Here is a 12,454-nt window from a genome sequence, read left to right as displayed (position 1 = left end):
GCAGGAGCGGGCCTGGTACGGGTCCTTGTCCTTCGGCAGCCGGGCATGGCGATCGATGTCCTCACTCAGGGTGTCCGCGCCCTGGTTCGACGAGATTCGGCGGTGAGAGTTCCTGGCTCCCGGGGTTCTTCCCCGGTGACAGTGGCGGGACCGCGCCGGATTCGCACCGGCTTCCTCTCCTGCCGCCGTACATGGCCTGGGCAGTCCACCACGCGTCCGGAACGGCCGTCAACTTGCCGTTGACCTGGGAGGGGGGAGTGTGCCGATCCCCACATTCCGGGGCGCGAGGGGCATGAGAAAGCTCCCCTCCGCGACCGCGGAGGGGAGCTGGGAGCCGGGAGCGGGTGCGCCGTCGTCAGCTCTTGGAGACGATCAGGAAGATGCCGTACGCCACCGCCGCCGCGCAGGCCGCGAAGCAGACGTAGGCGCCGGTGACGGCGAGGGCGGCGGAGGCGCCCTGGGCGGTGGCCTGCTCGCGCCGGGTCAGCCCCCTGATGCCCAGGGTGAACAGGACCACGAGGCCCACCGTGAACAGCAGGCTGACGCCGAAGACGGAGCCGATGGCCGACCAGTCGATCTTCATGGGGATGCTTCCTTGGTAACCGGGGGCGGCCGGGGTCAGACCGTGGCGGCCGGGGGAGTGGCGGAGGCGGCGGCCGGGGTGGCGGACGCCGCGGTCCCGGTGCCGGCCGGGGCGGCGATCGTGGCCGTCAGGTCGTCCATCGTGGCCGTCAGGTCGTCCCCGATCGTGCCCGCCGGGGGCGGGGCCACCGCGGCGATGGCGGCGGTCACCACGCCGGCCGGCTCCGCGGCCTCCTCCATGACGTTGGTGTGGTCGACCACCTCGCGGCGGGACATCCTCCAGATCGCGGCGCTCGCGGCGACCAGGAAGACGAGCACCGCGGCGGTGCCCCAGTCACCGAGGTCCGTGACGGACTCGGCGCCGGCGCCGACCAGCGCGGCGGCCGGGAGGGTGAGGACCCAGGCGACGGTCATGCGGGTGGCGGTGGACCAGCGGACCACGCCGCCCTTGCGGCCGAGGCCGGTGCCCATCACGGCGCCCGAGACGACGTGCGTGGTGGAGAGCGAGAAGCCCAGGTGGGAGGAGGCCAGGATGGCGGTCGCCGCGCTGGTCTGGGCGGCGAAGCCCTGGCGCGGCTCCAGGTCGGTCAGGCCCGTGCCCATGGTGCGGATGATGCGCCAGCCGCCGATGTAGGTGCCGAGCGCGATGGCCAGGCCCGCGGAGAGGATCACCCAGGTGGGAGGGTTCGAGCCGGGGGCGAGGGCGCCGCCCGCGACCAGCGCGAGGGTGATGATGCCCATCGTCTTCTGGGCGTCGTTGGTGCCGTGCGCGAGGGAGACCAGGCCGGCGGAGGCGATCTGACCGACGCGGTAGCCCTTGCGGGAGGCCTCGCCCTCGGCCGCGCCGCCGGCGCCGTACGACAGCCGGGTGGCCAGCATGGCCGCGACGCCCGCGACGACCGGCGCGGCGACCGCCGGGAGCAGCACCTTGGTCACCAGCACGTCACCGTGCACGGCGCCGAAGCCGGCGGAGGCGACCGTGGCGCCGATCAGACCGCCCATCAGGGCGTGCGAGGAACTGGACGGCAGACCCACCAGCCAGGTGAGCAGGTTCCAGAGGATCGCGCCGACCAGGGCGGCGAAGATGACCTCGGGACGGATGCCCTTTTCGTCGACGAGACCCTTGGAGATCGTGTTCGCGACCTCCACGGAGAGGAAGGCGCCGACCAGGTTGAGGACGGCGGACATGGCAACTGCGATCTTGGGCTTCATGGCGCCTGTCGAGATGGTGGTGGCCATCGCGTTGGCGGTGTCGTGGAAACCGTTCGTGAAATCGAACGCGAGCGCGGTTACCACCACAATCGCGAGGATCAGCGAGAAGCTTTCCATTTACCCAGGCAATCGTTCGAGGTCGTTGGCTGGATGAACGTAGGCAACCTGGGTGAACGGAAGGTGAACTGGGACCGGCGCGGTGGTGTCCGGACCGGGGGGACCGGGCTGCGCCTGCCGCCGTGCGTCGCCCGTGCCCCAGGCGCCCCTTGGCTGTCAGCCGCGCGCGAAGGCGCGCAGCCGGTCGACGGAGCCGTTGAAGAGATTCTGGTCACCCGGCAGGGCGCCCCCGGTGCCGTGCTGCCAGAACGTCCAGTGCCGCCAGCCGCCCGGCAGCGCCCCCGGGTCCGAGTCGCCGGGCCGGGCGATCCACAGCGGGTTGCCGGACGAGAACGCTCGGCTGTCGCCGGTGCAGAGCTTCCACCACGGGCTGGTCGTGTAGATCACCGGCCGGCGCCCCGTCTCCGCCTCCACCTCGTCGCTGAAGGACCGGATCCAGCGGACCATGCGCGCCTTGTCCAGTCCGTAGCACTTCCGCTTCCTGGTGTACGGGTCGTATTCCATGTCGAGCGCGGGCGGCAGCGTCCAGCCGTCGGCCAGCCAGCCGCCGCCGTTGCGCACGAAGAACTCGGCCTGGGCGGCGCCGGAGGACTCGTCCGGCAGTGCGAAGTGGTACGCGCCCCGGATCAGGCCCGCGCCGTGCGCGCCGCCGTACTGCTCGTCGAAGTAGGGATTGCGGTAACCCGTGCCCTCGGTCGCCTTGACGTACACGAACCGCGCTCCCTTTCTCCGGGCCGCCTCCCAGTCGACGTGCTTCTGGTGCGAGGAGACGTCGTGCCCCCGGGGCAGCGGCGGTCCCGCCGCCGCTGCCCCGGGCATGGCGAGGGCGAGCGCCGCCGCGGCCGCCGCCAGAACACCGGCGCTGCGGCGGAGAAGAGTGCGTTCACGGGCCATGTGTCTCCCCTTGGTCGGCGGACGCGCGCGTCCGGCGGGCAAGGGGGACCATTCAAGGCCCGTTGATCACTGAATCGGTCCCTTTTTCCGGTGATTCGCCCCACTTACGCCCGTTCGGTGGCAAGCCGCTCCGGCCCCGGGCAACCCCGAGCACCCAAAGACCCCTCGGCTGGCAGGATCACGGCATGGCTGCACAGTGGCGGAACGCGGAGCAGGGACCGACGCCGGGCGGGGCCGGCGAACGACCGCCGGGTGCGGAGCCGGCACGGACGTGGGGGGAACTGGTCGCCACGGCGCGGCGGACGGTCGCCGACGGGCTGGTGGTCGGCACCTCCGGCAACGTCTCGGCGCGCGTCGGGGACCTCGTGCTGGTGACCCCCTCGGGCGTGCCCTACGACCGGCTCACCCCGGACGACATCACCGGCGTCGACCTCGGCGGCCGGCAGGTGCTGGGCACCCTGGTACCGACCAGCGAACTGCCCATGCACCTCGCCGTCTACCGCACCACCGACGCGCGGGCCGTCGTCCACACCCACGCCGTGCACGCCACCGCGGTCTCCACGCTCGTCCCCGAACTCCCGCCGGTCCACTACATGACCGGCGCCCTGGGCGGCCCCGTACGGGTCGCCCCCTACGCCACCTACGGCACCGACGAACTGGCCGAGCACATGCTCCGCGCCCTCGCCGGCCGCTCCGGCTGCCTGCTGCGCAACCACGGCACGATCACCTACGGCGCCACCCTCGACCAGGCCTACGACCGCACCGCCCAGCTGGAGTGGATGTGCCGCCTGTGGCTCACGGCGTCCAGCGTGCCCGGCCTCAGTCCCTCCCTGCTGACCGAGGAGCAACTGGCCGAGGCGGGGGAGCGGCTGCGGGGGTACGGGCAGCGGGGGTGAGCCCTCGCCACGGCGGGTGCCGGGGCGGACGCGGCGAGGCGGCGGACGTGCCGGGGCGGCGGACGTGCCGGGGCGGCGGACGTGCCGGGGCGGCGGAGGTGCCGGGGCGGCCCCTACCATCACCTCTTCTTCCCGGCCACCCACGTTCGGCTGGCCGGTGGGCGCGACCCCGAGGACACTGGACGGGTGCGCCCCGTCAAAGCGACCGCCACGGCGGTCACCGCGGTCCTCGCCGCCGGCGCGGCATCCGTCGCCGCCGGCCGGCTCGCCAGCGACGCCGCGCTGAAGGCGCCCGCCGGCCGCCCGCTGCCCACCGAACCCCGGCTGACCGTGCACGCCACGGCCGCCGGCCGGATCACGCTGACCCGCGACCTCGCCTCCCTGCGCCCGGGCACCTACGGGCTCGCGGGCGACGGCTCCCACGCGGTCGTCGGCCCGGTCCTGGAGACGGCCCCGCACAGCGCCGACACCGTCGTACGGCGCCTGGACCGCGTCACGCACGGCACCCTCGCCCCCGGCGACGCCGTCTGGCTCACCCCGAACCTGTACGTCGGCAACCCGGCCACCGCCCTCGGCCTGGAGCACGCGGACGTCGACGTGCCCGGCGAACTCGGCTACCTGCCCGCCTGGTTCGTGCCCGCGGACCGGGGCACCTGGGTGATCGCGGTGCACGGCCTCGGCACCACCCGGGAACAGGCCATGAACCTCATGGGCCCCCTGCACTCCCGCCGGGTACCGGTCCTCGCCCTCGCCTACCGCGGCGACCCCGGGGCCCCGCGCCCGCCGGACGGCCTGAACCACCTCGGCGAGACCGAGTGGCGGGACGTGGACGCCGCGATCCGCTACGCCGTCCGCTGCGGCGCCCGCCGCGTCGTGCTGCTCGGCTGGTCCACCGGCGCCACCATGGCCCTGCGCGCCGCCGAGCACTCCCCGGTGCGCGAGCGCATCGCCGGGCTGGTCCTCGACTCCCCGGTGCTCAGCTGGGAGGCCACCCTGCGCGCCCTCGCCCGGGCCCGGCACACCCCGCCACCGCTGCTGCCGCTCGCCGTCCGCGCCGCCCAGGGCCGCACCGGGCTGTACGGCGACCGGGCCGCCGAGACCACCGACCCCGACCTGCTCACCGTGCCGACCCTGATCTTCCACGGCCCCGACGACGAGGTGGCCCCGTGGGAGCACTCGCGCCGGCTGGCCGCCCGCCGCCCGGATCTGGTGGCCCTGCACACGGTGGCCCGGGCCCCGCACGCGGCGATGTGGAACGCGGGCCCGCAGGAATACCAGGAGCGGCTGCGCCGCTTCATGACGCCGCTGGTGTGAGGCCGGCGCCGAGACGCCGGACGTCGTCGCGAAGGGGCCGGGCGCCCGGTGCCGCGCATTCCGTTTAACGCCGTACGACTGGCCTGATCCCCCGGCCTCGCCCCGCACCGGACCCCGTGCGTTGGCCAGCCCCGTCGCCCGCCGTGACATTCCGTTTGGGTTTTCGGACCGTCAACCGGAAGACTGCACCCGTGACGTCCCGTATCCCGCGCGACTCCAGGCTTCGACTCGTCCGACCGCGACCCCTGGCCGCCGCCCCCAGAGCTGTGAACCAGCGGCGCCCGCGGCGCCCCTCGCCCCGGCCGCCGGAGGGCACCCCCGCCCCGGCCGAACTGGCCAGAATGGCGCGCACCGGTCTCGCCGGCGCGGTCCGCGTCGCCCGCTGGGCCGACGCCGCCCTCGGCGCCGGCGCCACCGCCGACGGCAAGGCCACCCTCTCCGACCCGACCGCCGAACGCGCCGCCGCCGATCTCGGCCTGAGCGCCGCTCAGGTCCGCGCCGACTGGGACACCGCCCGCCTCGCCGGACTCGTCGAGGTGCACGGCGACAGCGCGCGTCCCGGCTGGCGGCTGCGCGCCTGGGACCGCGACGACAGCGCCGTACTGCGCGGCTGGGTCGCCCTCTTCGACGCCTGGTCGCTCGCCTCTCCGGAACCCGAGGAGCACGAGCCGGCCGCCGTCGCCGAAGTCGTCTCGGCCATGCCCCAGGTGCTCTCCTTCCTCCAGCTGTCCGCCGGACCCGTCCCGGTCGTGCAGCTGCTCGACCTGCTCCAGCAGCGCGTCACCGAACTGCGCACCGAGCGCTGCGAGGTCCCGTACGACCCCGTCACCGAGCGGCCCGTGCCGGCGGCAGCCGGCGCCGACGCGGGGCGACCGGGCGTGCCCGACGCCGCCTGGCCGGCCGCGCCTGCGGCCGATCCCGATCGGCAGACCGTGCCGGACGACCGGCAGCCCGCCGGAGCCGGAGCCGGAGCCGTGCAGCCGACCGGGAGCCGGCGCCCGGCGAACCTCGTACCGGCTGCCCTCGGGGAATCCGCGCCCACCGTCGCAGGTGCCGCCGCGCCCGCCGCTGCGATCGATTCCTCGCCCGGTGCCGACACCCCGCTCGCGCCGCTCCTCGACTGGGCGCTGCGGGCCCTCGCCGCCGTCGGTGCCCTGACCTACGGCGACGGCCAGGCGACCCTCACCCCGCTGGGCAGCTGGGCGGTGTGGGTGAAGCTGGAGCAGATCTGCGTCGCCGCGCAGAGCCCCGCCGGCAACATCGAGCAGTCCGCCGAGGACATGCTGCGCGGCTGCGCCCAGCTCCGTCCCAACGCGGCCCGCGCCGAGTACCGCGCCTGGCTCGCCGCCCGGCCCGTCGGCAGCGCCGTCACCGAGCTGATCGACGCCGCGCGCGGCGAGGACGCCCTGCTGCGCGGCCTGGCCTTCGAGGCGCTGCGCGTCGTCGGCGGGCCCGCCGAGCCCGACGTACGGGCCGTGGTGGACGAGTCGGCGCTGCGGCCGTACGCCCTGCTGTGGCTGGCCGAGCACGACGGGGTCGACCCGGAGGACGCCCACGAGGTCCTCACCCGCGAGGAGGCGACCTGGCTGTGGGTGGACACCGCCGCCGCCGTGGCCGACCACGGGGAGGCGCCGATGCTGGTCCGGCATCTGGAGTCCGCCCTGCAGCCCACCGTGCCCCAGCTGCTCGACGAGGTCCGCGCCGTCGGCCACCCGCGCACCGTGCAGGTCCTGGTCGCGCTCGCCGCCGCCCACCCCGACCCGGCCCTGGCCAAGGCCGTGCGCCGCGCCGCGTTCCAGGTGCACACCGGCGGGTGAGCGGCGCGGGGGCGGCTCAGATGCCGGTGTCGCCGATCTCGGGGGCGTACGTCCCGAAGCTCCAGATGTTGCCCTCGGCGTCCCGGGCCATGTAGTCCCGCGCGCCGTAGTCCTGGTCCGTCGGGGGCACGAGGATCTCCACGCCGTGCTCCAGAGCCCGCTGGTGGTGGGCGTCCACGTCGTCGACGACGACGTACACCCCGGCGGGCCCCGCGCCCTTCATCGCGGCGTCGAAGCGGCCCCCGCGGCCCTTGGAGCCGATCATCACCGCGCCGTGGCCCTGGACCAGCTCGGCGTGCATCACCGTGCCGTCCTCCGTCTCGTACACCGACAGCTCGGTGAAGCCGAGGGCCTCCGTCAGCTGTCTGATCGCCGCCTTCGCGTCCGCGTACAGCAGTGAGGGATAGATGCTCGGCCGTCCACCGCCCATGCCCGCCATCGCCGATCACTCCTTCGTGCGCTCCGTGCACGTCCGTGCGCTTCGTGCGCCGGTCCGGCAGCGTCCCGCCCAGTCTCGCAGCCACCACTGACAACGCCCCGTCCGCAGCGCCGTCGCGCCGGCACACGGACCGGAACGCGTTCGAACACGAGGATGAGGGACAGGTGTCGTACGGACGCAGAAAAACCGCTTGCACGGTCCCGTTAGACTTCCCCCATGGCCATTCTCCTCGCGCATTAGACGGCGGGAACGCCCTCAGCCGTCCACCCGCCCCTTCCTGTACGCCCTGGAGTCTGTCCGTGATCTCCGCCTCCGGTATCGAGCTGCGCGCCGGCGCGCGCGTCCTCATCGAGAACGCCACCTTCCATGTCACCAGGGGTGACCGCATCGGCCTCGTCGGCCGCAACGGCGCCGGAAAGACGACCCTCACCAAGTGCCTCGCGGGCGAGGGCATCCCCGCCGCGGGCACCATCACCCGCTCCGGCGAGGTCGGCTACCTCCCGCAGGACCCCCGCACCGGCGACCTGGACGTCCTGGCCCGCGACCGGATCCTCTCCGCGCGCGGCCTCGACGTGCTCCTCCGCAAGATGCGCGAGAACGAGGAGCGCATCGCGAACGGCAAGGGCTCCACCCGTGAGAAGGCGCTCAAGCAGTACGAGCGCCAGGAGACCGAGTTCCTCACCAAGGGCGGGTACGCCGCCGAGGCCGAGGCCGCCACCATCGCCGCCGCGCTGAACCTGCCCGACCGCGTGCTCGGCCAGCCGCTGCACACGCTCTCCGGCGGCCAGCGCCGCCGTATCGAGCTGGCCCGCATCCTCTTCTCGGACGCCGACACCCTGCTGCTCGACGAGCCGACCAACCACCTCGACGCCGACTCGATCATCTGGCTGCGGGACTACCTGAAGACCTACCGCGGCGGCTTCATCGTGATCTCCCACGACGCCGACCTGGTCGAGACGGTCGTCAACAAGGTGTTCTACCTGGACGCGAACCGCTCCGTGATCGACGTCTACAACATGGGCTGGAAGCTCTACCAGCAGCAGCGCGAGGCCGACGAGAAGCGCCGCAGGCGCGAGCGCGCCAACGCCGAGAAGAAGGCCGCCGCGCTGAACGCGCAGGCCGACAAGATGCGGGCGAAGGCGACGAAGACGGTCGCCGCGCAGAACATGGCCCGCCGTGCCGAGAAGCTGCTCTCCGGCCTCGAAGACGTCCGACAGTCCGACAAGGTCGCCAAGCTCCGCTTCCCCGAGCCCGCGCCCTGCGGCAAGACCCCGCTGATGGCCGAGGGGCTGTCGAAGTCCTACGGCTCGCTGGAGATCTTCACCGACCTCGACCTCGCGATCGACAAGGGCTCCCGGGTCGTCATCCTCGGCCTCAACGGCGCCGGAAAGACCACGCTCCTGCGGCTGCTCGCGGGCGTCGAGCAGCCGGACACCGGCGCCGTCGTGCCCGGTCACGGCCTCAAGCTCGGCTACTACGCCCAGGAGCACGAGACCCTGGACGCCGACCGCACCGTCCTCGAGAACATGCGCTCGGCCGCGCCCGACATGGACCTGGTCGAGGTCCGCAAGGTGCTGGGCTCGTTCCTGTTCTCCGGCGACGACGTCGACAAGCCCGCCGGCGTCCTCTCCGGCGGCGAGAAGACCCGCCTCGCCCTCGCGACCCTGGTGGTCTCCTCGGCGAACGTCCTCCTGCTCGACGAGCCGACCAACAACCTCGACCCCGCGAGCCGCGAGGAGATCCTCGGCGCGCTGCGCACCTACAAGGGCGCGGTCGTCCTCGTCACCCACGACGAGGGCGCCGTCGAGGCGCTCCAGCCGGAGCGGATCATCCTGCTCCCGGACGGCGTCGAGGACCTGTGGGGCTCCGACTACGCGGATCTCGTCACCCTCGCGTGATCCACTCCGTATGGATCATTCGGCTCATCCGTGATCCATCATCTGTGTGAGATCTCCTCGTATCGGCGTGTGTCGTACACGGATTTCGCGGCCGATCCCTTCATCCCCAAGGGGTCGGCCGTCTCGCGTCTCTGACCTGGCGCTTCGCGAATCCACCCGTTCAGCCCCCTGGACGCGCCCGCATGGAATCTCTCGTTCCGCTTGTGGCGATCCACTCCTGTCGTCACAACGATGTCCCACCGACCTTGCCGAATGGGTGGCCATCGCGCCCAGGAGGGGTGATCATGAGGAGACCAGAGCGCACTTCCCATGAGGAGGCACGGGTGGCCGAGACTCTGAAGAAGGGCAGCCGGGTGACCGGCGCCGCGCGCGACAAGCTCGCGGCAGACCTGAAGAAGAAGTACGACTCCGGTGCGAGCATCCGGGCGCTGGCCGAGGAGACCGGCCGCTCGTATGGCTTCGTCCACCGGATGCTGACCGAGTCGGGCGTCGTCCTTCGTGGGCGTGGTGGAGCGACCCGGGGCAAGAAGGCCACATCGGTCTGATTCCGGGCGGTCCATCGGCTCCGATGGTGGCCACCCGGTCGGCAGTGTGATCGACCGGGTGGTTACTGTGCAGTCACTTAAGCGTGCCGGGCATGCCTGGCACGCCTGACCGACCGCACCCATCGGAGGCGCCCCATGGCTTCGCCCGACCAGGACCTCGCTCCTGTACTCGACAAGGACGGCGTACGGCTCACCGCCGACGACGCGCTCGCCACGGTGACGCTGACGAACGCGGCCAAGCGCAACGCGCAGAGCCCCGCCCTGTGGCGGGCGCTCGCCGAGGCCGGCCGGCTGCTGCCGGGCTCCGTCCGTGTCGTCGTGCTGCGCGGTGAGGGCAAGTCCTTCTCCGCCGGGCTGGACCGGCAGATGTTCACCCCGGAGGGGATCCCGGGCGAGCCGACCTTCATCGACCTCGCGCGCCGTGACGACGCCGGGCTCGACGCGAGCATCGCCGAGTTCCAGGAGGCGTTCACCTGGTGGCGGCGCAACGACATCGTGTCCATCGCCGCCGTACAGGGACACGCCATCGGGGCCGGCTTCCAGCTGGCGCTCGCGTGCGACCTGCGGGTCGTCGCCGACGACGTGCAGTTCGCCATGCGCGAGACCAGCCTCGGTCTCGTCCCCGACCTGACCGGCACGCACCCGCTGGTCGGGCTGGTCGGCTATGCCCGCGCGCTGGAGATCTGCGCCACCGGGCGGTTCGTCGGCGCGCAGGAGTCCGTGGCGTCCGGGCTGGCCAACCTCGCCGTGCCCGGCGAGCAACTGGACGAGGCCGCACGTGACTTGGCGGCCGCGCTGCTGGCCGCGCCGCGGGACGCGGTCGTGGAGACCAAGGCGCTGCTGCGCGGTGCGGCGGACCGCACGTACGACGAGCAGCGCGCCGCCGAACGCGCCGCCCAGGCCCGTCGGCTCCGGGACCTGGCGGGTATCGGCGAGTGAGCCCCGGCCGAGGCCGGACCAGGGAGGCGGGTCGATACCGGGCCGCGCCGGCTCCTGAGGCGGGGCTTCGGTGGTACGGGCCGGGGCTGGATGCCTGGTCCGCGTCGTGAACCCCGTCGCGGTCGAGCACCGGGCGGGGCCGGACCAGGGGGCGCGGGCCGATACCGGCGGCGCAGGCTTCGCAGACGGGGCTTCGTTCGTACGGGCCGGGGCTGGATGCGTGGTCCGCGTGGTGAACCTCCGTCGCGGGCGGGGCCGGGCCGGGGGGAACCCTCACCCTCGACGAGGCGATCCGGGGCCTCGGCCTGGACCGGCCGCCCACGCTGTCGCTCCGGGGGCGCGGCCCGGACGGAAGGGGTGACGACGGTGCGCGCGGGGCGCCTCGACCGGTTCGTGCCGGCCCTCGTCGGGCTGATCCTGCTCGTCCTCGGCGGCGCGGTACCGGCCGGCGGACTGGGCGCGCCGGTGCCCTCCTGGTGGCCCCGCACCGATCCGCACGCCGTCCTGCTGACCCAGGGCGAGCGCACCCGCCGGCAGCACACCGCCTGGTGGTGGCCGGCCGTCCTCGGCGCCCTGGCCGTCCTGGTCCTGCTCGCCCTGTGGTGGCTGCCCCGGGCCCTGCCCGCCCGCCGCCCGGCCGGGATCGTCGTCGACACCGGCGTCGGCGCGTACGCGCTCCTGCGCGAACAGGCGCTGGAGGAGGCGCTCGCCGGGGAGGCCGTCCGGCACCCGCGGCGCGGATCCGGCCCCAACTGGAGCCGCACGTCGCCCCCTCGGCGGCCCTGTCCGACGTCACGGCCCGGGCACCTGGCCCACGCCCGCGACTCGGCCCGGCCGGCCTCGTTTACGGCGGAGGTGTGGCCGAGGGCGGTCCAGCACCCCGAGAAAGGGGTGACCTGACGCCTCCCGGAATGGCCCGCCTCAGAACCCGTGCCGCATGCCGCCGTCCACCGGCACCATGATGCCCGTCAGATAGGAGGCCGCCGGCGACAGCAGGAACGCCGCGGTCTTCCCGAACTCCTCCGGTGTCCCGTACCTCCGCAGCGGAATCCTGGACTCGTTCGCGGCCCGCGTGGCCTCGGGATCGGCGGACAGCCCGTCCAGCTCGCGCACGCGGTCCGTGTCGATGCGCGCCGGCAGCAGCCCGAGCACCCGGATCCCCCGCGGGCCCAGCTCGTCCGCGAGGGACTTGGCGAACCCGGCCAGACCGGGGCGCAGCCCGTTGGAGACGGTCAGCCCCGGAATCGGCTCGTGCACCGACCCGGACAGCACGAACCCGATGACCCCGCCCGGCTCCAGCTCGGCCGCCGCCGCGCGCGCGAGCCGCACCGCGCCGAGGAACACCGACTCGAACGCCCCGCGCCACTGCTCGTCGGTGTTGTCCGCGACGAACCCCGGCGGCGGGCCGCCCACGCTCACCAGCACCCCGTCGAAGCCGCCGAAGTGCTCACGGGCGGCCGCGATCAGCCGCCGCGGAGCCTGCTCGTCGGCGTTGTCCACGGCCACGCCCAGCGCGTTCGGGCCCAGTTCGGCGGCGGCGTCGGCGACCCGCCGGTCGTCCCGGCCGCTGATCACCACCTTCGCCCCGTCGGCGACGAGTTCCCGCGCGGCGGCGTTGCCCAGCCCGCGCGTCGCCCCGGTGACGACGTACACCCGGTCCTTCAGTCCAAGATCCATGGCCCCTATCCTGCCTGGTCGCTCCCGAACAGGGTGAGCGCGGTGTTCACCGGCGCTGCACGCGACCGGCCGCGAGGACGAGGCCCGGGAGCTGTTCGAACGGCTAGTGGCTCTCGCCAACGAC

The 12,454-nt window shown here is 73.7% G+C and carries 12 protein-coding genes and 1 riboswitch; of the genes, 7 read left to right on the top strand and 5 right to left on the bottom strand.

Annotated elements, in window-relative coordinates; translation table 11 throughout:
• Positions 1 to 84: 84 nt before the first annotated feature.
• Positions 85 to 225: riboswitch (cobalamin riboswitch) on the bottom strand.
• Between the two features lie 130 nt (positions 226 to 355).
• The 3 genes from ACZ60X_RS00285 to ACZ60X_RS00275 all read right to left on the bottom strand — a co-directional run bounded on the left by ACZ60X_RS00285 (position 356) and on the right by ACZ60X_RS00275 (position 2,805).
• Positions 356 to 583, bottom strand: a complete 228-nt coding sequence (locus ACZ60X_RS00285; RefSeq protein ID WP_469591714.1) for a hypothetical protein — start codon at positions 581 to 583, stop codon at positions 356 to 358.
• A 35-nt stretch (positions 584 to 618) separates the two neighbouring features.
• On the bottom strand, positions 619 to 1,911 hold the full coding sequence (locus ACZ60X_RS00280) for an inorganic phosphate transporter (RefSeq protein ID WP_469591711.1): 1,293 nt from the start codon (positions 1,909 to 1,911) through the stop codon (positions 619 to 621).
• Between the two features lie 156 nt (positions 1,912 to 2,067).
• On the bottom strand, positions 2,068 to 2,805 hold the full coding sequence (locus ACZ60X_RS00275) for a lysozyme (protein ID WP_469591709.1): 738 nt from the start codon (positions 2,803 to 2,805) through the stop codon (positions 2,068 to 2,070).
• Positions 2,806 to 2,990: 185 nt separating this feature from the next.
• Here ACZ60X_RS00275 and ACZ60X_RS00270 point away from each other — a divergent pair, with 185 nt between their 5' ends.
• The 3 genes from ACZ60X_RS00270 (at position 2,991) to ACZ60X_RS00260 (ending at position 6,832) form a co-directional block, all read left to right on the top strand.
• Complete coding sequence (locus tag ACZ60X_RS00270; RefSeq protein WP_469591707.1) at positions 2,991 to 3,701, top strand: class II aldolase/adducin family protein; 711 nt, start codon at positions 2,991 to 2,993, stop codon at positions 3,699 to 3,701.
• Positions 3,702 to 3,887: 186 nt separating this feature from the next.
• Positions 3,888 to 5,015 carry an alpha/beta hydrolase gene (locus ACZ60X_RS00265; RefSeq protein ID WP_469591706.1) on the top strand — a complete coding sequence of 376 codons (1,128 nt, stop codon included), beginning with the start codon at positions 3,888 to 3,890 and terminating at the stop codon, positions 5,013 to 5,015.
• 341 nt (positions 5,016 to 5,356) lie between these two features.
• Positions 5,357 to 6,832: a hypothetical protein gene (locus tag ACZ60X_RS00260; RefSeq protein ID WP_469591703.1), complete on the top strand. Its 1,476-nt coding sequence runs from the start codon at positions 5,357 to 5,359 to the stop codon at positions 6,830 to 6,832.
• A gap of 16 nt (positions 6,833 to 6,848) precedes the next feature.
• Here the strand turns inward: ACZ60X_RS00260 and ACZ60X_RS00255 are convergent, their stop codons facing one another.
• The gene (locus ACZ60X_RS00255) at positions 6,849 to 7,271 is read right to left on the bottom strand and encodes a VOC family protein (RefSeq protein ID WP_469591701.1); all 423 of its coding nucleotides are present in this window, start codon (positions 7,269 to 7,271) and stop codon (positions 6,849 to 6,851) included.
• A 299-nt stretch (positions 7,272 to 7,570) separates the two neighbouring features.
• Between ACZ60X_RS00255 and ACZ60X_RS00250 the strand changes: the two genes are divergently transcribed.
• From ACZ60X_RS00250 to ACZ60X_RS00235, 4 genes are all read left to right on the top strand, one after another.
• Positions 7,571 to 9,169 (top strand): ABC-F family ATP-binding cassette domain-containing protein, encoded by a 1,599-nt coding sequence (locus tag ACZ60X_RS00250; protein WP_469591700.1) that lies wholly within the window; start codon positions 7,571 to 7,573, stop codon positions 9,167 to 9,169.
• A gap of 323 nt (positions 9,170 to 9,492) precedes the next feature.
• On the top strand, positions 9,493 to 9,714 hold the full coding sequence (locus tag ACZ60X_RS00245; protein ID WP_469591697.1) for a helix-turn-helix domain-containing protein: 222 nt from the start codon (positions 9,493 to 9,495) through the stop codon (positions 9,712 to 9,714).
• A 135-nt stretch (positions 9,715 to 9,849) separates the two neighbouring features.
• On the top strand, positions 9,850 to 10,653 hold the full coding sequence (locus ACZ60X_RS00240; protein ID WP_469591695.1) for an enoyl-CoA hydratase/isomerase family protein: 804 nt from the start codon (positions 9,850 to 9,852) through the stop codon (positions 10,651 to 10,653).
• Between the two features lie 366 nt (positions 10,654 to 11,019).
• Positions 11,020 to 11,553 carry an alkaline shock response membrane anchor protein AmaP gene (locus ACZ60X_RS00235; protein WP_469591693.1) on the top strand — a complete coding sequence of 178 codons (534 nt, stop codon included), beginning with the start codon at positions 11,020 to 11,022 and terminating at the stop codon, positions 11,551 to 11,553.
• Between the two features lie 21 nt (positions 11,554 to 11,574).
• On the opposite strand, the gene ACZ60X_RS00230 is transcribed toward ACZ60X_RS00235, so the two are convergent.
• The gene (locus ACZ60X_RS00230) at positions 11,575 to 12,330 is read right to left on the bottom strand and encodes an SDR family oxidoreductase (RefSeq protein WP_469591691.1); all 756 of its coding nucleotides are present in this window, start codon (positions 12,328 to 12,330) and stop codon (positions 11,575 to 11,577) included.
• Between the last annotated feature and the right edge of the window lie 124 nt (positions 12,331 to 12,454).

It is taken from the genome of Streptomyces sp. NPDC104106 (assembly GCF_055584345.1).
Note: the sequence above shows the minus strand (reverse complement) of the source record. Positions and strands in the feature narration are given on the sequence as shown.